The organism is Sinomicrobium oceani (assembly GCF_900119185.1).
GTDB classification, from domain to species: domain Bacteria; phylum Bacteroidota; class Bacteroidia; order Flavobacteriales; family Flavobacteriaceae; genus Sinomicrobium; species Sinomicrobium oceani.
The window spans coordinates 176,767-198,203 of the sequence record NZ_FPJE01000002.1; the positions used below are offsets into that span (position 1 = coordinate 176,767).

Here is a 21,437-nt window from a genome sequence, read left to right on the forward strand (position 1 = left end):
ACCTGGGGAAGTTCCCCTCCTCCTGTTTACCTTATTTCTGTGTTATCGATTTTAACGGGACATTTTTTGTTTGAATGTGGCGGCGTAATCGTGAGTGTCAGGGCAAACGCATTAAAAAAATATAACCCCACATGGGTTTAAAATGGATGTAAATTCGTAAAAAAACACTACTTTTCTTCTTGCTTTTCATTGTGAATTTTTGTATATTATTCTGATTATCAGAAAACTATATACTTTGAAAAACGCAAACAAACTAAAGACCATATTCGGTCAAATTACCGACTTTAGGCGCCCTCACAGACAACTTTACGACTTAGAAACCATCCTCCTTATCGGAATAATTTCAGTGATTGGTGGAGCAGAATCCTGGAATGATATGGAAGACTATGCTTACGCAAAAGAAGATTTCCTGCGTAGTTTCCTTGATTTACCCAACGGCATCCCGTCCCATGATACCTTTAACCGGGTCTTGTCCAATATTGACAGTGAACAATTTGAACGGTGTTTTATCCAATGGGTGCATACCTTGGCAGCACTACAACCCAGAGAAGTCATTGCCATAGATGGGAAAACGATCAAGGGTGCCAAAGCCCGTGGAGGAAAATCCCCTGTTCATATGGTCAGTGCCTGGGCCAATGAAAACAATCTTGTTTTAGGACAGGTTAGAGTCAATGAAAAGTCCAATGAAATTACCGCTATCCCCAAACTGCTGGAGGTGCTCTCTTTAGAAGATACCGTAGTAACCATTGATGCTATGGGCTGTCAAAGTGAGATTGCCAAAGAAATCACCAGCAGAGAAGCAGACTATATTTTAGCCGTCAAAGAAAACCAACCCCAACTTCAGGAAGATATAGAAGATGAATTTCGCTTTAGTAAACAGATAGAAAAACACCTCTGGGAAGATTTGGGGCACGGCAGGATAGAAACCAGGGTATGCCAGGTTATTAAGGATTTTCAATTTATAACCCCGGAAATCACTAAAAAATGGGGCGGTTTAAAACAAATCATTAAAATCGAAAGTGTCCGGGAATTCAAAAACAGTGACAAGGCTAAAGAAACTACTATCCGATATTATATCACCAGCCTGGAGGCCAATGCTGCGGATTTTCAAAAAGCGATCCGTTCACATTGGGGTATTGAGAACAAACTGCATTGGACCTTGGATGTTGCCTTTTCCGAAGATGCATCCAGAAAGAGGGCCAATAATGCCGCACAGAATTTTTCCATCTTAAATAAAATTGCCCTCAACTTGCTTAAAAATGAAAAATCATCCAAAGTAGGGATTAAATCCAAGAGGAAAAAGGCGGGGTGGGATAACCATTATCTGATTAAAGTGCTCAACTTGATGAAAACTTAATGCGTTTGCCCTGTCGTGAGTGTCTTTTAATTTCTTAATGTGGTACTTTTGTTATTGCATCTCTATCTCCATAATGGAGATATTCACATTCTAACATTTTGATATTGGAAAGTCCTTCCACAACCATTTCAAATTACAACAAAACAAGGTGTGGGTGGTATGCGTTAATTGCTCCCACCCCAAGTACCTATCGGATAAGAAAGAGGTTGGAGTTACGAATACAAAAATGCTAACACCATATCATTTTACCACTTCAGAGTAACCCCATCCGGATTTCATCCCTGCATATTTTGTATTATGGATTATTCCCCGAATACCTCTTTCAGCTTGGCATCCAGCGGTTCTTCTTCGCTGTCATACCTTCCTATAATGATCCCGTTGGGATCGATAAGGATTTTTGTCGGCAAATAGTGAATATCATAACCTTTACTTATTCCATCACCCAGGATTTTAAACCCTTCACTTCTGTCTACTTTCATCCCCCTAAGGACGTGCTTCCACACACCGATGTCGTCATCCGAGACGCTGATAATATCGAATCCCTTATCATGATATTTTTCATAAACCTTTAATAGATGGGGATTTCCTTTGCGGCACGGTACACACCAGCTGGCCCAGAAATCGAGCAGGACATATTGCCCCCTGTAATCGGCCAGTTTTAATTCCTCGCCGTTAATATCGGTAGCGGCAAACAGCGCCGCTTTTGCCCCGGTTGATGCTTTTTTTAATTTATCAAGTTGGTTTTTTACGGAAGTCCCATAAAATCCGTTTTGTATTTCGGGGGGCATCCGGTCGTACCAGGCCATAGTCTTTTCCAGCCCGTAACCCACAACTTTCATAGACATCAGGTAAGCAGAAACATTATTCAGGTTCTTTTTGATATACCTATCGGTAACCGAGTCTATTTGCTCCCGGAAAGGATCCATATCCTGCTTTAACTTTTCCAACCGTACTTTGTATTTATCTGCCGTTGCTTCATCTTTTTCTTTTAAAGCAGTGGCATATTTGCCGTTCAGTTCATTATACGATTCTGATATTGCGGAAAGTTTATCCACAAAAGGTTTAATGAGGGCTTCATATGAGCCATATTCCTTATTGAAAGCCGAGCCCGTAACTTCGGGCACCAGGCTTACATAATTATTCATTTTTCTTTCGTAACCGGCGGTATCCAGCTTCACCTCCATGGCACTTTTATCAGCCATGACTCTGGCATAATACGTTATGCCTTCCACCGGGATCATCAAATTCAATTCCCGCGGAGAAGCCAATGGTCCCTCCAGGGTGAACTTTCCGTTTTCAATTTGTGTGGAATCAAGGGTTACCGAGCTCCTTTTGTCCATATCGGTACAGGCGATCTTAACTTCCCCGTTTTATATCCCCCTGATACTTCTTTCTATAAGAAAGATATCTTCGGGAAGTTGTTTTTTGCCCGGATTACATACCATGAGGAATGTTGAGACAACAATGCTTGACATACATATATAATTCATGGCTTAGGTATATTTATTTTTAATTTCAAATTCATATCGTCAGTTTCCTGGTCTTTGTCACAGGTGGCAAACATTGTTTCAAATCACAGGTCTGGTAATAAAGTCCTGTCTCTATTTGCTTTTCTTTTACCGGTTTGTCCACAGAAAAATAATGTACGAAAACCAGGTTTCCCTCGTAGACATAAACCCCGTCCGCAGACGGATATGCACCTGGCTTTTCCTATTCGCCTATGGGAGTTACCCCATCGGGAGCGGACAGTTTCAATTCGGCAGTAAGGTAAGGTTGGGAATCGGGGACATAGGCATAAATATGCCAGCCCTCCAAAACCCGAACCTTCATCACAACGGCCAGTTGTTTTTTGTCATTGCTCCACACTAATGCTGCATTTAATGACACGGGGTCCTGCAATACGGGGTCTTCTACATACATTTCCTGCGAGGTTTCCTCCACTTTCGCCGCCAGATCTGCCACCACCGCTGTCTGGGCTATGGTTGCACTACAGCACATTAACATTACATACATCAATATAGTCCGCATCTGTTGTTTATTTAGTGGTATCTACCATCCAATTGTAACCTGCCGCCTCGGTAAAGAACAGTTTGTCTTTGAGGGTACTGTACCAACGCTCCCATTCGGCCTGGGATTTCTCCATCCCCGTATATCGCAAGAGTACACGATTGGCTATTTCGGATTTTTGCGGATCGCCAAGTAAAGAGATACTGGTCTCAAAAAATGCCGGTGTATCATTGCCTATACCCAATGTCTTCAGGTCCTCGTCTACCTTTAAAGAATAAGATGCGCCGGGCTCCGAATACATAAATGGCCGGTTCTCTTTTAACCATACTTTTAAGGCTTCTGTGTTTTCAACATGTTCAGGCTTAAAGAATTCCCTCGCCGTTTACTGAACGTACTGCTCCCAATCAGGGATGGGCATGGGTCTGGATTGTGCTTTAATGATAGCCTCTTCCATTTCTGTTAATTGTTTCCCTTTTGCTTTCTTTTCCTTTAATTCCTTAAACATTTTGGCCGACTGGACATTGAGGTCTTTATAGTATTGTACGGTATGTTCAAAAGATTCCTTGTTAAGCATGCCAATGACATTGTCTATATAATCTTTAGTGGCAATGCGGTCGTTGTACTTTCTGGCAATGGGTTTTTGCCCTTTAAACTGTTTCATATAGACCACGGCATTGGCGAACACTTGTTTGGCTTCCTCGGTCATGTAGTCCGGCGAACCCGAAAATCCCCATAAAAAGAAATTACCGTGACGGCCAATGGCTACGGCACCTACATCTTTAGTATTTACGCCGCTGGAGATATATTCGGCATCGGGCGAATCCAAAAAGCCATCGCCGCGGGACACCATGCCAACTCTATAGCCCTTAGCCTCCAGGTACCCCTCTTTTTGAACCCGCCACATCGGTATTTGTTTCGGGACATTCTTCCCCGACGGATAGTGAAAAATACCTTCCGGGGTAGGTCATCTCATACCCGAGGCTGGTAACAACCAGGAAATACCCGGGTTCTGCAGCCAGTGAGAAACGGCCGTCAAAGTCGGTTGTCGTCCCTCTTACGATAAAATCGGAAGGTGCAGGATGTTGTCCGCGTGGTTGGACGTTGCTGACATACACCGTTACTCCTCCTATCGGCTCTCCGTCCGTACCGGTAACCACGCCCTCTACCCGAATGCTTTGGGGGACCACACGAGTTTCGGAGATAGGTTCTTTTCGCCTTACGATGATGGTATTATCGAAAAAATCGTAGGTATAATTTATGGGGGTCAGCCCCATATGAAGCAGATCGCCTGCACGGATCACTCCTTTGCGGATATTTACCGGTGGCGCCTGTCTCACCAGATCATGCCGATAAATAAACCTGTACTCGGTCTGATTTTCGATCAGGTGGAAAATCTGCTCTACGGATAAGGTCAGATCCTTGTTAATTTTGATCCTGGCATCCTGCGAAAACCCTTTATAGGACCCGAAACTAAATGCCACTATACAGTAACAGAATATAAATGCTTTCATGATAACTGTTAAGAATTGTCTCCCATAAGGGAGCACCTCCTTCACCCATTTATTTCTCATAAATTTCTCGTTTGGTTAGTTAAATTTTATGTTAATAAGATCGAATTCGAAAAACAAAGCGACGCCCGTGGAAAAAGATGCCTGCTTCATTTCCTTTTATATTGGTATATCAAAAGACGGCTGCTTCCGGATTATTTTTAGCCATATATTCATAAGACAACCTGGCAAAAAAAGTTACTCTTTGTTCCCGGTCTTTCTTTAACAATTACAAAATATCCAAAGCCATACATTCGAAAAAAATTAGTATTTTTCACATTATTTCCTTTACATTTGTTTATAGTAATCGTTTTACTTCCCACCCGGAATCTGCCATCAATTTCACTTTCTTTGTTACTATGACGGAACCGGTTTACAATACCACTACGTTTTAATAAATTTTTCTTAATATTGACAAAAAATTCCTGAAATCACTCCAGATCGCCATTTCATTTTTTTTAACCCTTCACTAAATACCCGAGGATTTGAACACAGGTCTGCATGATAATGATACCCTGATCTCCTTATTAAAACAGGGAGACGAAAAAGCCTATGAATACCTTATGAACAGGTATTACCGCAGGTTGTGCATTTATGCCGACAGCCTGGTCAACGACCCCCTGGCTGCGGAAGATATCGTTCAGAACGTTTTTATCCGGTTGTGGAAAAAAGGGGACTTTCTGACGGTTCGTATTTCCCTGAAAAGTTTTTTATACAAATCGGTCTATAATGAGTATATCGATCAATACCGGAAAAATGTGGCCTTGCTCAATGTAGAAAAACGGTATATCGAACATCTCAATACCCTGGTAGAATCTGAAAATACGGAGCGAAACGAGAAGCTTTTAAAACAGGTTTTCGATATTATCGAGCAGCTCCCCCCGAAGTGCAGGGAAATATTTATGTTGAGCAAAAAGAGCGGCCTTACCCACATTGAAATTTCGGAATACCTGGGTATTTCCGTCAATACTGTAGAGAACCAGATCGGTAAGGCATTTAAGATCTTGCGAAAAAATCTTACCAAAGGTTTCTATACGCTATTCCTGCTTATATACAGACTGGATAAAAACTGAAAAACTGTTTGCCAAAGCGTGTTCCTATCTTAAACCGGGAGATTCCGGAATCCTTTTTTTACATGGCTCAAAAATGATGCGAAGAGGCTCATGTATTCGCGGCAAGGAACGTACAGACACCAAAGTTTCTGCGATAATCCCGATAGTGCAGTATACAGCCCCAGGGGGTTCATGTTATAAGGAACAATAACGGTATTCCCGCTGAAGCGGAAAGCAGTGACAACATCAAAATCATGATCGCTATAAGGTAAAATCCCGGGTATTCACCGCTATCGATATTTCCCCACAGATTCCGGAAACCGTCATAAACACACCCCTGTTTACGCCGAACCGGGTTATGTGAACCGCAAACAGGCCTATGTTGACCGCGAACAGAGTCGTGTTGACGGTGAACAGGGTTATGTGAACCGCAAACAGGCCTATGTTGACCGCAAACAGAGTCGTGTTGACGGTGAACAGGGTTGTGTGGACGGCGAACGGGGTTATGTTAACCGCAAACAGGGTTGTATGGACGGCGAACAGGGTTATGTTAGCCGCAAACAGGGTTGTATGGACGGCAAACGGGGTTATGTTAACCGCAAACAGGGTTGTATGGACGGCAAACAGGGTTATGTGGACCGCTGACTGGGTTCTGTTGACCGTAAACAGGGTTGTATGGACGGCTAACGGGGTTATGTTAACCGCAAACAGGGCTATGTGGACCGCTGACCGGGTGGTGTGGACGGCTTAACCGATTGGGTTAGCGGTTAACAGGAAAACAAAAGCGGCGAACTGAAACCAGTTCGCCGCTCACCGGGTTGCTTTAACGGCTAACCCATCCCTGTTCGGTGTCAACACAATCCCTTAAATGGTATTACCCGGACCTGTTCCCGAATAAAACCCTCAATAATTTCCCCAATGAGAAGCGCTTCCCAAGTACCCGGGCCAGGATGATAAGGACGATAACCGCTATAAAGATCAACCACCGGCCGGAGCCGGAAGTACCGGTACGTGCTGTGGTTTTGGTCCTGTATTGCACTGTTTCCCGGGTATGGGTGCTGTCGCGCTGTTGGTGTCTTTCCTGTAAGGTATGGCTATGGTGCTCATTTTGCAACGCGTCGTAAGCTACCTTACGCCGGTTGTAGATCACCACCTTTTCGGCCTGCCCGCTAAAGCCCGAATCGCGGTGATAGCTAAACCGTCCTACAGGATGGATAGCCACTGCTTCCAATTCCTGCCAGGCCTGGTGTACCTGTACCAAAGACAAGCTGTCGAGTTGTTCTACGGACATGGCGCGGAAGTCGGTTATTCGTGCTTCCGAATGCTGTTGGATTTCGCTTTGCCGGTGGTGTCCCGATAAATATCGGGAGGTACTGCTACAGGCCACCACACAGCAACCGGCCCACAGGATACATAGCTTTGGCAGGGTATCCATGATTATTCCTGTACTGTGGCACGCATGGAGGATACAGGGCTCCAGGCACTTACGCCGTTCTTGTTACGTGCCCGTACCCGGAAATAATACGTCACGCCATCCTGCACCGGTGCATAGAAATTACCACGGGAACTGGAGTTATTGCCGGCGGACAGCCATACGGGCTGCCCGTTCTCGTCCACCGTATCGGCGATCTGTTTCTCGTACTCATAGGCTTCCCGAATGGCCGGGAAGTCCAGCAAGATCTCACCGGGCCTGCGCGAAGCGCGGATACGGGTCCATTCACAAGCGCGGGGGACATCAATCCTGCCGGGGCGGGCTACGGGATAAAAGCCTGAACTGAGCTGTACGGAAGCCAGATCGGTACTGTTGTTGATATACGTGGCCACCCGGCGCATCATTGTCACCAGGGCTGCACGGGCCTCATCTTTTTCTTTGGTTTCCCGAAGGCTGCCCCCCGCGGCCGTAACAGCCTGCTTCTCCAGGTAATCCCGTGCTACGGGTTCGTATTCCGCAAACGGCGGGTCCAGGTCCGGAAAATTCGTATTCGTGCTCAACGCATCCAAAGTACGTGTGGCCAGTACGGCCAGTTCGCCATCCGTGAGATGGGCATAGTTCGTGATTAATTTTGGTCGTCTCATTTTTTTAAATTTTTAAATGTTAAACATTTGGGTTTTTAGTTGATGAGTTGGGGAGTTTTGGAGGAGGTCCTTCTTAACTCCCGAAATCTTTACAAGTATGCGTCTTTGCGAGGGCTTTGCCCGTGGCAATCTCTTCAGGCTGGCAGCAACTCCCAATGGCAGGCGCATACCAGCTACCAGACTGCCGACGCTTCGCTGGCAGTGACGGGGCTAATCCCCCGTCCACCGGGCAATAACGCTAAGGGTACGTACGGGACGGCGTTTGCGTACTACGGCATTGTTGACATTACCTTCTACGGTACAGGCCCAGTTGCCCGACCACCGGTCGATAAAACCGGCGTGGGCAATACGCCCAAGCCTGGCCTTATAAAGGCCGAAGACATCGCCGGCACGGGGGGTTTTTTGGGCCTTCCCTCCTTTTTTGACCGTCCATATCACCTTGCGCTGCGGGAACAGTGAAGGGCTCCAGGGCGTGCGGGGTACGGTGTAGCCTGCCTGGCCAAAGCAGAAACTGACGAATGCGGCGCACCAGTCGTACCCCTCATCCAGCCCTGTATAGCGGAGGTATTCCGCCACTCGCTTGCCATCATTATGCCCGGTGGCTTCCCTGACACCCACTTCGGCCGTGTAGACCCGGCGCAGGGTGCTTACATCATTCGCGAAAGCCAGGTGGCCATACCCCAGAACAAGGAGATATAACCACCCAGGTACATACCTACGTGTTGCCATGGGGTCAGTGTTATGGAATGTGTGATAAAGGAGCTATCCAGCAGCCTTATAAAGCTGCGGTACAATTGTGCGGCCAACAGGCCCGCCAGCAGGTGGCAGGCGGCTGCGCCCAGTAGTACCAGGAGCAGCAGGCTCAGCGTGCCGGCGTCTACTACGGCCGCCATGGGGTCTGCCAGCCGCAGCAGCGGGCCGGCATACAGGAAGGCCGAAAGGAGAATGAGGATCAGGGCGGACTGGCTCCCCCAGCTTCGCAGGTGCCGGTGTCGCGGGCCCTGGGCCCGGTTGTGCAGGAAATCGACATAGTCGTCTTCCCACGTTACTTTCCGCAGCCGGAACCGTTCCGGACGCGGGGGTCTTTGGTTTTCTTTTGGTGTGTTCATCATCTTTTGTTTTTTTAATATTCATTTTTGGAGTCTTGGAGTCTTGGAGTCTTGGAGTTGGGGAGTCCTGGAGTTTTGGAGGATGTTACTCACAACTCACCAACTCATCAACTCACCAACTCACCAACTCATCAACTTCACCATGCAAAGCTCCCGGTGAAATGTTAAGGTTTTTCCCCATTACGATAAACTTTAACATTAATACGTTTGGGGAGTATTTATAAGGTTTTGAAGTGAAATTCCTTGAAATAACCCGGCAAACCGCACTAAATTTCACGGAAAACCCTCCAATTTTCTTCTTACGGATTTCTTTAGTAATTCCGAAGAAAAAACCTACTTTTTATTTGTTCGTTTGAAGGGGGATGTGCTATAAAGGCCACACCTCCGGCCCCTCTCAAGAGGGGAGCTTCAGGAGCTATTAAAAGAGATTAAAGCTTTGGTTTCTGCCAGTGCGGGTGGTGGCTTTCTTGGGTTGGTGAGATTTAGCGTACAGCATATTATGTTTTCTCCTCCTGAGGCGACCTGTCTGCTTCCGGGAGATTGTCCCCTTGCTATACCCGGCATCGCTCCCGATAATCCCGATGTGTATCGGTATCGGGAGACGTGCAGGTGTTATGGTTGTAAGCGTTGGGAAGCAATACCGGGTATAGTTGCCCCCGAAGCTATAAAGCCTCGTCCTCATCCATTTTTCTGGACAGGCGAAAGATCAGTTCCTCTAAAAAGCGTACCCGTTGCCCTTTGCGCGCCCGGATATCGGTATAGGTTTTGTACACCTGTGGCAGGCGGACATTGAAAAAGGTTTCGAATGCAGCGGTAATATCGGCAATATCTGCCTCTCCATGGTTAAAAACTTTACCGTTGTGCAGGGCATAGACCAGTTCGGTAAGGGCGATTTTAGATGCGGTCCAGTCCAGCTGATGCTGTCCCGGAGAACCACCTCCGGGAGTATGCCCGGTCGTCCGGAGGTATTCCACCACCCGCTGCATCCCGAGGACCCTGCCCCACAGGAGGTCGTGAGAGGTGGAAAAGTCGGGGTCACGGTAATGGGCCTCTCCCGGCCAGGGCAAAACGTGATCCGGGTTTTTCCGGGTAAAATATTCCGTATCCCGGTAGGTATGTCCCTGCTCCATATAACTGATAAAATCGCGGTGCCTGCAGAAAAACTTATCGGCTTTGCGGAGTTGCTTTTTGTAGAACTTCTTTTGCAACTCCTTCCCCGCCCTGGGTTTTTGGAGTTCATACGAACTCATTTCGGTAAAACAGATCAGCCAGCTCAGCGGGATCACCTTGATCTCTTTAAAAAAGCGGATCTCGGCTTCCCCGGAATCCAGCCCCGTCTGTTTTACGAGCTCCCGTAACTGCGACAGGGTCCGGTGGCACAACAATACACCACGACGGTTATCCGGAGGGGATTGGTGGACTTGTTTTATATCTTGTAGTTCCCGGTGAAAACCGGCAATAACCGCATCATATACCATAACGTGGAGTATCTCTGTTAAACTTTCGGGGCATAGGGGTGCCAGACAGGTTACCTCAAAGGGCTCCTCCTGTATTTCGTGGATGATCCCGGGGAACTCCACCTGGTGTCGATGGGGTAACCGGACCTGAAACCGGTCCGGAGCGGAAGTTGGGTTTGCCGAATTTAAAAAAAATTGCCGGGGTCCCTTCCTCCCTTAAATGTTAAAATCCTCATTACACAAAAACACCTCCACTATTGACAAATACGGGCTTGTTTTCTTAAAATCTCACCTTTTAACTCCCTATAAATGTTAAATTTATTCCGGAAAACCGGATTTTTTTGTAGTTTTTATTCGATGACACTGACACCAAAATGTATGTATCCGAAAATCATATCGAAAATGAATATGTATGCTACCGGATCTCCGGGGGCATTCTTTTTCATATTTATAAACCCGATACGGTCATAGATCTGCGTGCCGCCCGGATCATTACTGCAGACCGTATAGCTTTTCAGCATCATCATACCTATCCCGTGCTTTGCGATGTCCGGGGGATTACGGACACCGACAAGCCCGGGCGGGATTATATTGCCCGGAACGGCTTTGTTCTGACCCGAGCCGTCAGTTTCCTGGCCGATATTCCGGTAAGTATGGGGCTCATGCAGTATTTCATAGACATTCATAAGCCCCGGCCCGACATTCCGATCCGCCTGTTTACGGAAGAAAGCGCTGCTATGGAGTTCCTGGAACCTTACACCTTATAACCCCTGCCGGCAAAGACACCCTGAAAACCAACCCACACCACTCACATTATGAAACCGGAAGATATTAACGAAAAAAGGATGCAGGACCTGTACCATATGCTGATTGCCATATCGCGGGGAAATTTTTCCTGCAAAATAGCGCGGACGGGATGTAACGACCAGCTGGAAACCCTGATCATGTGGTTTAATATGGCTGCGGAAGAGCTCCGGGAAACCCTGGGGCACTACAGCTACATCCACCCCCGTGACTCCTACCGATACCTGGTACAGTTGTGTTTTGTGCTGGACCACCGGTACCGTATCCGGGCATATAACACCCCGGTAACCGACCTCCTCGGCTATGAGGAAAACGCTTTGCACGGCAGGCTTTTTAAGGAATTGCTCGCTGCGGAGTCCCTCCAGGTCTGGAAAACGGCCAAAGCGCGGATAAAACAGGACGACCCCTATACGACACCACTGGTATTTACCGCCGGCAGGCAGTTCCTCGTCCCTGCCTTTTGTACCTTTTCGGAGCTTCGTGATACCCGCGGACATCCTTCGGGTATCCTGGTGACTTCTACCGAGACGGTCTTACAGACAGATCTGCCTAACCGGCAGGAGGGGATATATGATCGTGATACTATTAAAAATGCTCAAACCCCATTCCGGACAACAGCTGTCCCATACGGCACCCCTGATATACACCTGCTCCAGGAAGTGTACGATTATATCCTTGGAAACCTGGGGGAACCCCTTCCGACCCTGAGACAACTTGCCCATAATTTCGGGACCAACGAATACAAGCTGAAACAGGAATTCAAACAGGTTTTTCAAAAGACCATATTCCAGTGCTATCACCAGGAAAGACTCCGGAAAGCCCGGTTGCTTGTCGAACATTCGGGCATGGAGCTACCGGACATAGCCCGAAAGTGCGGTTTCAGGGATTACCCGAATTTTTCCAGGGCATTCAAAAAGAAATTCGGTCACTCTCCGAAGCAGCTGCAAAAGAAACGTTTACCAAAGGACCGGAAGAATGGCAAAAGTACTCCGAACCGGAAGTACGGGGGGTGTTAATGGAAGCATTGGTTATTAAGTTCATGGATTGATCGTTATTCAGACAGTCCAATAACTCAGTAAACCAGCAACTTAACAACCAAAAACCCCACATTACAAAAAAATCCGTAACATAATCCGACAATTCTCGTCTTCTGTATGAACTTGTCTTAGGTTATTATAATTTGCTGCAAAACCATTTTTTGCACCCATATTTTGTATTTTTCTTTCCCATAGCTATGGCTATGGGACTCAAAAAAGCCTTCATCCGGGCACAGGGCAGAGCGTTACGAAACAGCCCGGTGGGCTGTTTTAGCGAACGAGCCAGCTGGCGCAAGGGCAGGTTCGCCTAAAGGAAACAACCCAAGACGGGTACTATATAATAGCATTACTATGGGGAAAACGAACATTATTATTTTATCGGGATTTGTACTGCTGAAATTTTTGCTGCACTATTTCCTGATAGCTCCCGAATACGATTTGCAACGCGATGAATTTCTTCATTTGGACCAGGCCAATCATTTGGCTTTCGGATTCGCTTCCGTTCCTCCTCTTATATCCTGGATTTCCTGGATCATTAAACTTCTCGGGAACAGCATATTTTGGATTAAGTTTTTTCCTGTGCTATTCGGAGCATTAACCATAGTGGTGACATGGGCAACCATATCGGAGCTCAAAGGCAATCTGTATGCCCGAATACTGGGAGCTACCTGTGTACTGTTTTCGGTATTACTCCGGTTAAACACCTTGTATCAGCCTAATTCCTTTGATGTATTATGCTGGACTGCAACTTTTTTCTTTTTAATCAAATACATAAACACAGATCATAGCAAATGGATCTATGGTACGGCTATTGTTTTTGCCTTAGGCTTTCTCAATAAATACAATATCATCTTTTTAGCATTGGGGGTAGCACCTGCCCTGATGATTACAAAAAGTAGGGGGCTGTTTCTCCGAAAGGAAATCTACCTGGCCATCGCACTGGCATTGCTGATCGTAAGTCCGAATCTGATATGGCAATACCAAAACGGCTTCCCTGTATTTCATCACCTCAATGAATTGGCCAATTCACAGCTTGTTCATGTATCGAGAACCTTATTTCTCAAAAACCAGCTTTTGTTTTTTACCGGCTCGATCGTCGTCGTGATCAGCGCGCTTTACGGGCTCCTCTTTTCCGGGTATTTTAAAAAGTTCCGGTTCTTATTCTGGGCGTTCCTATTTATATTGTCCCTATTTACTTATCTGAAAGCAAAGGATTATTATGCTATCGGGCTATACCCCGTTTATATTGCCATAGGCTCCGTTTATCTATGTCCAATTACGGACTGTACATTCGGAAAAATTATAAAACCTATACTGGTTATGGTACCGGTATTGCTATTCATTTTGAGTTTTAACGTAGCATTTCCAAACAAAACACCGGCATATATAATCAGCCGTCAGGATACGTATAAAGCACTGGGACTGCTTCGATGGGAAGACGGGAAAGACCATGAGATCCCCCAGGATTATGCAGATATGCTGGGGTGGAAAGAATTAGCCGCTAAGACGGATAAGGCCTATCTGTTTTTAAATGATCCGGAACGAACTCTGGTGCTTTGTGATAATTACGGGCAAGCCGGGGCTATTAACTTTTATTCCGAACATGGAATAAAAGCTGTTTCGTTTACTGCCGATTATATCAATTGGTTCGATTTGGAAAAAGAGTATACCCACCTGATACGGGTAAAAAACGCATGGGAACGAGCGCAGGAACTCATGGAAACAAGTCCCTATTTTGAGCATTCCGTAATTTCGGATTCCGTGACCACGAAATATGCCCGGGAATTCGGTACGACCATTTTTATCTTTCAGGGATCTAAGGTCGATATCAACAAGAGGATTAAAGAAGAACTGAACCCAATAAAGGATCGCAGGTAACTGCTGTGAACTTTGTCGGGAAATAGCATTCGGCCCCTTCTCTTATGAGGTATCGGAGGATCGTTTTTTAACCTTATAAGACAAGCGATTAACACAGCATTGCGCAAATAGCTACAGATATATAAACCGACATGAACTTGAAGTCCGTAGATTTCGGTAAACAATATAATTGCTGTTCTGGTTGCTTAATTATCTGGGATGCAACCTCATCGTTCGATAACGTATTAATCATTCCTTTTAAACCCGGTGGCTCGATACATTCCGGCGAAGCCGGAACACCCAGCCGCCTTTATGTTGTCAGAAATCAGAGATTTGATATGGTAAGCCAATCATTGAACATCCAAATAACTTGCTTACCCTTTCCCTACTCACTAATTAACCACCAAGTACCAATTCAGTAACTCAATAACCATGAGTTCCTTAATGGGTTAATAGGTTGAGGGTTATTCAGACAGCAATCAATAACTCAGTAACCCAAACTACCATTTAATCTGACAGTTACGCGTAAAAAAGTAATTTTAAAACCCGCCTTACGGTAATAACAGGCTTTTATAATAGCTACCCGGTATTCTTAGCCTCGGTCTTCTACTCCTCCTATAATCTTTTTGCGGTGAAGATACCCCCATACTTTGAGTGCTTCGACTACCGGATGAAGAGATCTCGTATGCGGTGTAGCGCTGTACTCGACAACGGGAGGAAATGCATCTATGACTTTACGTCTTACGAGTTCGTTCATTTCAAGTTCTTTAAGTTCTTTGGACAACATTCTGTCACTGATCCCCTCTACCTCTTTGCCTATTTCCTTAAATCTTTTTGTCCCGTTTAAAACGGCAATCAAAATCTGTAATTTCCATTTTCCATGCAATACCTCCAATGCATCCCGAACAGCCAACAGGTCTTTGTTCTCACATTTGTTATGATCTCCTCCAGCACTCATTACTTACCTTTTGTATAGTACTTACTAAGCGTATAGTACTAATTATTAGTAATCAAATATACGTAATATTGCATCAGCAGAAGTGACTTATGTACCCGAAAACATGTTTATGGCATTTTAATAATCAGATCAGTCAACGACCTCGGGACAATCCCGATAAGAATATCGGGACACTTAGTGAGTAAAACCAAAAAAACAGGAACAATGCAAAAAAAGAACAGTTCACGCCTTTTGAAATGGTCGTATTATATGGCTACCCTATTATTTACTTTGATCATGGTATTCTCTGTAGGGAATTATTTGTTTAACCACGATTTTATCCGGGAGGGTTTTATTAAAATGGGGTATCCTACATATATAATTTACCCTTTGGCAGCAGTTAAAATTCTCGGGCTTGTTGTGATCTGGAGCAGAAAGCACAACCTGCTTTATGGTCTGGCCTACGCGGGCTTTTTTTATAACTGTATTTTAGCTGCTTTTGCGCACCTTATGATTAGTGATAACGGGCAATGGTTTGCAGTTGTCGCCTTAATTCTGATTGTGATATCATATTTTACGTCCAAAAATCTGATCCGGACGTCTGATAAAGGAACTGCGGGCGAAAAGAGAACAAGGGGTTGAACCGGCGTTTCTACATATACTCATCATTAGCAATAACACCCGTCACCGATATTTCCGATAGTGCTCTCCAAACTTTCCCCATCCGTGCCATAGCTCCGGATGGAGAAAATACGGGGCATACTACGAACATTACACTACGATAGAATTTTGTACATTTATTCGGGAACAGCCGGTACCAAAAGCTGACCAACCGATGAGGACAATTTTTTTTATTTGTATTTTGCTATGCATTGCCGGCTGCACCGAAAAAAGAAACGCGAAATCCGGGCACGTAACGGCTTACTACGAAGGTTTTAAAAATTCTGATTATAACCGTATAAAGAGCACCATATCCGACAGTCTTACCATTATCGAGGGCGATTATATCATGGCCTTTACACCGGAGGGTTATTACGACCATTTTAAATGGGATTCTGTCTTTAAGCCGGTTTATACGTTAATTGATCTGAAGAATGAGCAGGAGCACGTTGTTGCCACGGTAACTGTACATTCTTTACGGTTTGAATTTTTAAAAAATAACCCGTTGACCTGCAGACATCGATTTCATTTTGAGTCCGGAAAAATAAGCAAAATCGAAACTCTGGATTGCGAGGATGTAAACTGGGAGCTATGGCAAAAGGAAAGGGATGCCCTGGTGAATTGGGTGAAATTGAACCATCCTGAACTGGACGGATTTATCAATGATCTGAGTATGGAAGGCGCTATCGATTACTTACATGCGATAACATGGTATAAAAAGCGTAAAGTTAACGTAACGGAATAAAAACAGCCGCTCATCGAAATCTTTCGGATCCGGGTCCCTGCCCGGGCAAAGCCGAAAGGAGAGGCCATGGTACAAGGCGTGTGTTCTGATCAACTCCACACCCGTGTAGCGCACAAAAAAAACATTACTCCCGGTCCCGATAAGCTTATCGGGGGGGAGTAATGCCAGCTAAAACAAACTGCTCCACAGCTGCTATTTTATGCTGCTTATAGATTCTTCTTTACCGGTGCTTCCCCGATAAATTTTCCATAATTCATCTTTATCCCGCACCAATTCGTTGTATATAGCGTTCAGTTCCTGATCTTCAAAGAAAGGTCTTTGTAATTGTTCCGGCTCTACGTATTCGTTTCTCAGTATATTTTCAAAGACGGCCATGAGCAGGGTGTGCAATTGTTGCGCGGTAAATTTAATATCGCCGGTCAAACCGGTGTTTACGTGTCCTGCAGCAATCCTGTAGCCTAACCATGCTGCTGCCCTCCTATGGTTCGGAGTTCCGTGATGACCATCCGATTCAAAATTACAATCTCCTATTCCGGCGACCATTTCCGAAACCCGGGACATCGTTTCCCAGTCCAGACCAACTCCTCCTTTATCATCGTTGAGACAGAGGTAATAAGCCGACAGGAAGTCGGCTTCTATCTCTTTGAACCTGGTTATTTCTGCTGTTGTCGGTTCTCCTTCGTAATCACGCTCCCAATTTTCATTGTTGTTTTGTACGAGATGCGCCCATTCATGGGCAAAAACAAACAGCACGCCATTATCACCTGCTTCATTATCGAGGATATCAAGCATGCCATCTCCCAAATTGATATAATGTGTTCCCTGAAGCGTAACGGCATTAGCATTTATGGTAAAATAGGGATGTGAAAAAATACCCGGATAATTCTCATATACATAATTAAAGGCCCTTTGGGGATTACCGGTATATACGTCATTCGCTACAATTTGTTCTAATGCCCGGTCAAATCGTTCCTGCGTCCCGAAATCACTCCTGATCCCGGAAATTATGATTTCATCCTCATTCATGTCCCACAGGGCTCTTAACCTGTTTTCGTGATGTTCGACAACCTCCCGGTATGGCTCACCGACAGGGTCCCGTAACCCCAGAAAACTAAACGTATTGAAATCCGAAACCAAGTCAAATATTCGCTCCAGATGGGTTTCACGGTCAGCAGACGTTAGCGTAGTATTCAGTACCCCCGCATAATTTCTCAACGCTTCTGTTGAGGCGTTATGAACCGGGCTTTCCGAAATATCACAGGTATTATCGATGTCTACGGGAGAGATATTCACCAGGCTAAAAACAGCGGTATTTCGAGCCAGCGTTTGTAATATATCCGGTGTATTTTGTTGTTCCGCTCCTAAATCCGTTTCACTCGTATCTTTATTACAAGACACAAACATGAACATCATCGCAACGGGTACTGTTTTAAAACAGCTTTTCAAGAACAATGTTTTACGTATTTTCATAACATATAAAATTTGGTTTATAATTTATTCATCGTATTTGTTTCTTAAAATGGCGAGGGGCTTTCGGGATGCGGGATGTTAGGCTATTTCAGAAATAGGCGAAAGACCAGATACACCGCTTCTTTAAAATGTAGCAGGCAACGAGGGTGTCAGTCATCAACATCATGACCGCTGCCCGCTACATTACACACCTCATGAAAACGATGTGGCTACATAGACTGTAGTGGTCTCATCCGGGGTCAGCCCTGCGTGCTTTGATACCTATCGCTTTAGCTTCTAAAAAAATTATCGTCCGAATGGATGGGTTTAAAGGTTATCGGGCATTAGATCGTTACCTGAACAACCTGATGAGGAGAAACCAGAACAGTCATGTCCTTGCTTGTCAAAACCTATGGACTTCCATGTCATAGCGGTTTAGTTTTCGTAGCCACTGTTTTCAAGGCAATCCGGGGAGATTTCGATGTTTTGACCGTAAAGTGCTTCAAATACATCAGTGAGATAATTGTCCCGATCGGAGTTGTATTTCAACTCAAAGAACATAAGAATCCCCAGACCGTTACTTCTGACATATTCTGCAGCAGCAACCGCATTTTCTTTTGAGGTACTGTAGGATGCATCTAAATTCACGGCAATACCTTCTCCCAATTGCGATGTAGAGAAACCGTTATTTAGGTAACTGTTGATCTCACTTTCGGAAACTCCCCAATAAGACATGGTCCATCCGTAGTCCAGCAAATCCGAGAGCTTTTCTCCCTCATACGTATAGGAGAGGTCTTCATGGGCTCCACCCCCGTAAACGCCCAGGGCCTTGGCAATAATCTTACCCGGCATTGCCTGCCGGATGGCATGGCATGCCCATATCAATGACCTGCTGTTACTTTGGGCAGGGCATTTGGAGTACTCATCGTCAATCTCAATCCCGTCGAGCCCGTATTTTTCAACGACATCCCTGACCCTTACCGCATTGGCCTCGGCATCGGCATAACTCTCAAAACAGGACCATCCCGCTTCGTCATGGTTCCCCAGGATACTCAGTAGTACTTTCGTTCCGGCTTCCTGGAGCTGTTTTACATGCGTAATATTGTTTTCCAGAAGCTCGGTTACACCGGGGTTTAGTCTTACTTCTGCTTCACCGTTTGCATCCATATTAATATTCCCGGCAAAAATGACGGCTATATCAAAAGCCGGTTTCCCGTCTTCCATCCGAATACAATCGGCATTGGTCAGCAGGCTGTTTTTGGTTTCTATGTATACTACACTAAGGGGTGATCTCGGTTCACCTTCGATAACTAAAGTATCGCTGTTCCCTTCTGTTTCTGCATCGGTTCCTCCCCCGGGGAATCCGTATTCACTACAGCCGGTGACACTGCACATTAAGACTGAAAGGCCTAATAACCATAATCGGATTGTTTTCATCGTTTTGATTTGTTTTTAAAAGAGAAATGCCTGCTCAGAATCATTTCAGTGAGCATGCCCATATCATCTACAGGCATTTCACAGGTTAATATTTTGTTTTTTAATACGGACGCTGTTCCCTGTAATCCGAAAAATCCGTTTATGGCATCGTATCTGCCGAAGGCGGGTTCATCGCGGAGATCAAAGCACGGGTCACGGGATAATCGGTAGGAAGGATCTCATCCTCTCCCTGCGGTACGCCATCTCGGTCTACCGCATAACTGAATATCCCTCCTTTCTCTCCCGTTTCGGGTTGCCATGTGGCATAGTCATAAGCCCTGCTACCCTCCAGGGGGGTACTGACGTCTCCCCATCTTGCCCCGCGCTCTTCATAGAAGGAGAAGCCGACGAAGAATTTTCGGGTATCAAATCCCGGGATACGGGCTTGCAAAGTCTGTAAAGGCGTAGCTATTCCCGAAACCGACCTTCCATAAGCCTGCAAAAAGAAATAATCGATGTACTCGTACACCCCTACGATCAGATCGATGTTTCTCCTGCCGTATTCTCCTCCCGAGGCCACGGGACTGTTAGAGTCGAGAACCAGCAGTTTTCCGGTGCCCGATTCAGGGCCCAACCGGGCGGACAACGCCCGGAAGACCCCGATAGCTTTCTGAAGGTCGGTATCCGAGAGATCACCTTCCACATCGACATCCAGTCCGTCGAGGTCGTAGTTCATGACCATGGCATAGATCTCCCCGGCCTTCTTCTCATATCCTTCTTCGGTATTCTCATACGTGTCGTCTACGAGTATCCCCTGCCCTATAGTCATTATCACTTTTGTTCCCCGTTCCCTGAGATGCGGAATATAAGAGGAGGTCAGCGAATCCCAGAATGCATTTTCGGGCGGGGTATAAGCCGGGAAAACAATAGCGATATCCAGGCTATCCGGCAATTCTTTCATCGAAGTCCGGTTGCCGGGTTCGGTAGCCCGGTCTCTCCAGGTTCTGAAGTAGGCCGCCATCATCTGGTGATCACTCTTTTTATAGGCCTTTAGCGCGGAAAAATTCTGCTGTTCTTCCACGATCTCTTCTTCTCCTGCCGTGGGAAAATCACAGCTCACGAAAAGCCCGGTTAACATGATTAATCCAAAAAACTGTTTTGTTTTCATAGTTTAAGTATTTATTAGGTTCGATCTTGAGGTAGAAACGTATTGGTATTAGAAACATGATGATAAGCCATATCTACGGTTCATGAACAAGAACCCATGGCACCAAGGTGTAGCGTAGTCATCTTTTCCGGGAAAAAGCCTGGTATTATAAATGATATCCTGATTATTCGCATTCCCGGAAATGGAGTGATCCGGTCGTGAGAAACATATTATTTACAATAAGTGAGGTAGATTACAGATATATCTGCTTTATTCGAAAAATATTTCCGTAAAAATTACAATAACATCATTAAAAACAAAATATTTTAGACAAACAACAAAGGAAGAAAGACGAATAACAAAGATAAAACGCATTGATATTAAACGTAAAAACCACATTTTTAAGCCGAAAACACGTACAACAGTAATCCCGTAAAACCGGTAATGATTTCAGCTAAGACTGACAAAGATATTCACATGCAGGATCCCGGTTTATTCCCGGTTTCACCATCTCTTGTACATAACGGGCAGGCCTTTACATGAGTTATTTATCCTGCCTGAACATCCATAATTACTCCTAATTTCATATCTTATGACCAAATTTGGCAAGATGAACACACCTACTTTTCTTATACGTTCGGACAGCGGGGCAGCTTACTGCAACCATTTCATCTCATCCAGGTCCTGGAGGTTCTGGAGATTCGGTAAAACTACCTATCATCCCCTGAAGATCGAACACCCCTCTCTTTGAATACACACATATAACGAGGAGGAACCTAT

The 21,437-nt window shown here is 45.4% G+C and carries 23 protein-coding genes; 9 read left to right on the forward strand and 14 right to left on the reverse strand.

Annotation, left to right across the window (positions count from 1 at the left end; all coding sequences use genetic code 11):
• Positions 1–235 precede the first annotated feature (235 nt).
• Complete coding sequence (locus tag BT112_RS02340) at positions 236–1,357, forward strand: ISAs1 family transposase (RefSeq protein WP_083564759.1); 1,122 nt, start codon at positions 236–238, stop codon at positions 1,355–1,357.
• A gap of 302 nt (positions 1,358–1,659) precedes the next feature.
• Here the strand turns inward: BT112_RS02340 and BT112_RS02345 are convergent, their stop codons facing one another.
• The 5 genes from BT112_RS02345 to BT112_RS02365 all read right to left on the reverse strand — a co-directional run bounded on the left by BT112_RS02345 (position 1,660) and on the right by BT112_RS02365 (position 4,875).
• Positions 1,660–2,697, reverse strand: coding sequence for a TlpA disulfide reductase family protein (locus BT112_RS02345; RefSeq protein WP_072315761.1), 1,038 nt, complete (start codon positions 2,695–2,697; stop codon positions 1,660–1,662).
• Between the two features lie 370 nt (positions 2,698–3,067).
• Positions 3,068–3,385, reverse strand: coding sequence for a hypothetical protein (locus BT112_RS02350; protein WP_139275952.1), 318 nt, complete (start codon positions 3,383–3,385; stop codon positions 3,068–3,070).
• Positions 3,386–3,392: 7 nt separating this feature from the next.
• Positions 3,393–3,665, reverse strand: a complete 273-nt coding sequence (locus BT112_RS02355; protein ID WP_072315763.1) for a hypothetical protein — start codon at positions 3,663–3,665, stop codon at positions 3,393–3,395.
• A gap of 81 nt (positions 3,666–3,746) precedes the next feature.
• Entirely contained in the window at positions 3,747–4,268 is a 522-nt protein-coding gene (locus tag BT112_RS02360) for a hypothetical protein (protein ID WP_072315764.1), read from the reverse strand.
• Entirely contained in the window at positions 4,231–4,875 is a 645-nt protein-coding gene (locus BT112_RS02365) for a carboxypeptidase regulatory-like domain-containing protein (RefSeq protein WP_175545727.1), read from the reverse strand. Before BT112_RS02365 ends, BT112_RS02360 begins: the two co-directional genes overlap by 38 nt.
• Before the next feature lie 521 nt (positions 4,876–5,396).
• Here BT112_RS02365 and BT112_RS02370 point away from each other — a divergent pair.
• The gene (locus BT112_RS02370; RefSeq protein ID WP_083564740.1) at positions 5,397–5,984 is read left to right on the forward strand and encodes an RNA polymerase sigma factor; all 588 of its coding nucleotides are present in this window, start codon (positions 5,397–5,399) and stop codon (positions 5,982–5,984) included.
• Between the two features lie 339 nt (positions 5,985–6,323).
• A complete protein-coding gene (locus tag BT112_RS02375; RefSeq protein ID WP_072315766.1) occupies positions 6,324–6,608 on the forward strand; it encodes a hypothetical protein in 285 nt (94 codons plus the stop codon).
• Between the two features lie 229 nt (positions 6,609–6,837).
• Here the strand turns inward: BT112_RS02375 and BT112_RS02380 are convergent, their stop codons facing one another.
• The 5 genes from BT112_RS02380 to BT112_RS02400 form a co-directional block, all read right to left on the reverse strand.
• On the reverse strand, positions 6,838–7,398 hold the full coding sequence (locus BT112_RS02380) for a hypothetical protein (RefSeq protein WP_072315767.1): 561 nt from the start codon (positions 7,396–7,398) through the stop codon (positions 6,838–6,840).
• Between the two features lie 2 nt (positions 7,399–7,400).
• Entirely contained in the window at positions 7,401–8,039 is a 639-nt protein-coding gene (locus BT112_RS02385) for a fibronectin type III domain-containing protein (RefSeq protein ID WP_072315768.1), read from the reverse strand.
• A gap of 210 nt (positions 8,040–8,249) precedes the next feature.
• Entirely contained in the window at positions 8,250–8,768 is a 519-nt protein-coding gene (locus BT112_RS02390; protein ID WP_139275954.1) for a C40 family peptidase, read from the reverse strand.
• The gene (locus tag BT112_RS02395; RefSeq protein ID WP_072315769.1) at positions 8,687–9,151 is read right to left on the reverse strand and encodes a hypothetical protein; all 465 of its coding nucleotides are present in this window, start codon (positions 9,149–9,151) and stop codon (positions 8,687–8,689) included. Before BT112_RS02395 ends, BT112_RS02390 begins: the two co-directional genes overlap by 82 nt.
• 659 nt (positions 9,152–9,810) lie before the next feature.
• The gene (locus BT112_RS02400) at positions 9,811–10,626 is read right to left on the reverse strand and encodes an RteC domain-containing protein (protein WP_072315770.1); all 816 of its coding nucleotides are present in this window, start codon (positions 10,624–10,626) and stop codon (positions 9,811–9,813) included.
• 353 nt (positions 10,627–10,979) lie between these two features.
• On the opposite strand from BT112_RS02400, the gene BT112_RS02405 reads away from it, so the two are divergent.
• The 3 genes from BT112_RS02405 to BT112_RS02415 all read left to right on the forward strand — a co-directional run bounded on the left by BT112_RS02405 (position 10,980) and on the right by BT112_RS02415 (position 14,324).
• Positions 10,980–11,372: a DUF7793 family protein gene (locus BT112_RS02405; protein WP_072315771.1), complete on the forward strand. Its 393-nt coding sequence runs from the start codon at positions 10,980–10,982 to the stop codon at positions 11,370–11,372.
• 48 nt (positions 11,373–11,420) lie between these two features.
• Entirely contained in the window at positions 11,421–12,425 is a 1,005-nt protein-coding gene (locus BT112_RS02410; protein WP_072315772.1) for a helix-turn-helix domain-containing protein, read from the forward strand.
• Positions 12,426–12,797: 372 nt separating this feature from the next.
• The gene (locus tag BT112_RS02415) at positions 12,798–14,324 is read left to right on the forward strand and encodes a glycosyltransferase family 39 protein (RefSeq protein ID WP_072315773.1); all 1,527 of its coding nucleotides are present in this window, start codon (positions 12,798–12,800) and stop codon (positions 14,322–14,324) included.
• A 571-nt stretch (positions 14,325–14,895) separates the two neighbouring features.
• Here the strand turns inward: BT112_RS02415 and BT112_RS02420 are convergent.
• Positions 14,896–15,261 carry a winged helix-turn-helix transcriptional regulator gene (locus BT112_RS02420; RefSeq protein WP_072315774.1) on the reverse strand — a complete coding sequence of 122 codons (366 nt, stop codon included), beginning with the start codon at positions 15,259–15,261 and terminating at the stop codon, positions 14,896–14,898.
• A 204-nt stretch (positions 15,262–15,465) separates the two neighbouring features.
• Between BT112_RS02420 and BT112_RS02425 the strand changes: the two genes are divergently transcribed.
• Together BT112_RS02425 and BT112_RS02430 are read left to right on the forward strand one after the other, a co-directional pair.
• Positions 15,466–15,882, forward strand: coding sequence for a DoxX family protein (locus BT112_RS02425; protein ID WP_072315775.1), 417 nt, complete (start codon positions 15,466–15,468; stop codon positions 15,880–15,882).
• A gap of 193 nt (positions 15,883–16,075) precedes the next feature.
• Entirely contained in the window at positions 16,076–16,645 is a 570-nt protein-coding gene (locus tag BT112_RS02430) for a hypothetical protein (RefSeq protein ID WP_072315776.1), read from the forward strand.
• A 192-nt stretch (positions 16,646–16,837) separates the two neighbouring features.
• On the opposite strand, the gene BT112_RS02435 is transcribed toward BT112_RS02430, so the two are convergent.
• The 3 genes from BT112_RS02435 to BT112_RS02445 all read right to left on the reverse strand — a co-directional run bounded on the left by BT112_RS02435 (position 16,838) and on the right by BT112_RS02445 (position 20,678).
• Complete coding sequence (locus tag BT112_RS02435; RefSeq protein WP_072315777.1) at positions 16,838–18,058, reverse strand: M48 family metalloprotease; 1,221 nt, start codon at positions 18,056–18,058, stop codon at positions 16,838–16,840.
• A gap of 471 nt (positions 18,059–18,529) precedes the next feature.
• Entirely contained in the window at positions 18,530–19,531 is a 1,002-nt protein-coding gene (locus tag BT112_RS02440; RefSeq protein WP_083564741.1) for a glycosyl hydrolase family 18 protein, read from the reverse strand.
• 139 nt (positions 19,532–19,670) lie between these two features.
• A complete protein-coding gene (locus BT112_RS02445) occupies positions 19,671–20,678 on the reverse strand; it encodes an EndoS/ChiA family endoglycosidase (protein WP_072315779.1) in 1,008 nt (335 codons plus the stop codon).
• 589 nt (positions 20,679–21,267) lie between these two features.
• Between BT112_RS02445 and BT112_RS21735 the strand changes: the two genes are divergently transcribed.
• A complete protein-coding gene (locus BT112_RS21735; protein ID WP_175545729.1) occupies positions 21,268–21,408 on the forward strand; it encodes a hypothetical protein in 141 nt (46 codons plus the stop codon).
• Positions 21,409–21,437 lie beyond the last annotated feature (29 nt).

Bases quoted from the DNA above. Each gene is read 5' to 3' on its own strand.
- BT112_RS02360 (WP_072315764.1), bottom strand. From the start codon at position 4,268: ATGTGGCGGGTTCAAAAAGAGGGGTACCTGGAGGCTAAGGGCTATAGA.
- BT112_RS02435 (WP_072315777.1), bottom strand. From the start codon at position 18,058: ATGATGTTCATGTTTGTGTCTTGTAATAAAGATACGAGTGAAACGGAT.
- BT112_RS02345 (WP_072315761.1), bottom strand. From the start codon at position 2,697: ATGGACAAAAGGAGCTCGGTAACCCTTGATTCCACACAAATTGAAAAC.
- BT112_RS02400 (WP_072315770.1), bottom strand. From the start codon at position 10,626: ATGGTATATGATGCGGTTATTGCCGGTTTTCACCGGGAACTACAAGAT.
- BT112_RS02365 (WP_175545727.1), bottom strand. From the start codon at position 4,875: ATGAAAGCATTTATATTCTGTTACTGTATAGTGGCATTTAGTTTCGGG.
- BT112_RS21735 (WP_175545729.1), top strand. From the start codon at position 21,268: ATGAACACACCTACTTTTCTTATACGTTCGGACAGCGGGGCAGCTTAC.
- BT112_RS02415 (WP_072315773.1), top strand. From the start codon at position 12,798: ATGGGGAAAACGAACATTATTATTTTATCGGGATTTGTACTGCTGAAA.
- BT112_RS02395 (WP_072315769.1), bottom strand. From the start codon at position 9,151: ATGATGAACACACCAAAAGAAAACCAAAGACCCCCGCGTCCGGAACGG.
- BT112_RS02410 (WP_072315772.1), top strand. From the start codon at position 11,421: ATGAAACCGGAAGATATTAACGAAAAAAGGATGCAGGACCTGTACCAT.
- BT112_RS02425 (WP_072315775.1), top strand. From the start codon at position 15,466: ATGCAAAAAAAGAACAGTTCACGCCTTTTGAAATGGTCGTATTATATG.
- BT112_RS02390 (WP_139275954.1), bottom strand. From the start codon at position 8,768: ATGGCAACACGTAGGTATGTACCTGGGTGGTTATATCTCCTTGTTCTG.
- BT112_RS02445 (WP_072315779.1), bottom strand. From the start codon at position 20,678: ATGAAAACAAAACAGTTTTTTGGATTAATCATGTTAACCGGGCTTTTC.
- BT112_RS02355 (WP_072315763.1), bottom strand. From the start codon at position 3,665: ATGTATTCGGAGCCCGGCGCATCTTATTCTTTAAAGGTAGACGAGGAC.
- BT112_RS02420 (WP_072315774.1), bottom strand. From the start codon at position 15,261: ATGAGTGCTGGAGGAGATCATAACAAATGTGAGAACAAAGACCTGTTG.
- BT112_RS02430 (WP_072315776.1), top strand. From the start codon at position 16,076: ATGAGGACAATTTTTTTTATTTGTATTTTGCTATGCATTGCCGGCTGC.
- BT112_RS02440 (WP_083564741.1), bottom strand. From the start codon at position 19,531: ATGAAAACAATCCGATTATGGTTATTAGGCCTTTCAGTCTTAATGTGC.
- BT112_RS02405 (WP_072315771.1), top strand. From the start codon at position 10,980: ATGTATGTATCCGAAAATCATATCGAAAATGAATATGTATGCTACCGG.
- BT112_RS02350 (WP_139275952.1), bottom strand. From the start codon at position 3,385: ATGCGGACTATATTGATGTATGTAATGTTAATGTGCTGTAGTGCAACC.
- BT112_RS02380 (WP_072315767.1), bottom strand. From the start codon at position 7,398: ATGGATACCCTGCCAAAGCTATGTATCCTGTGGGCCGGTTGCTGTGTG.
- BT112_RS02385 (WP_072315768.1), bottom strand. From the start codon at position 8,039: ATGAGACGACCAAAATTAATCACGAACTATGCCCATCTCACGGATGGC.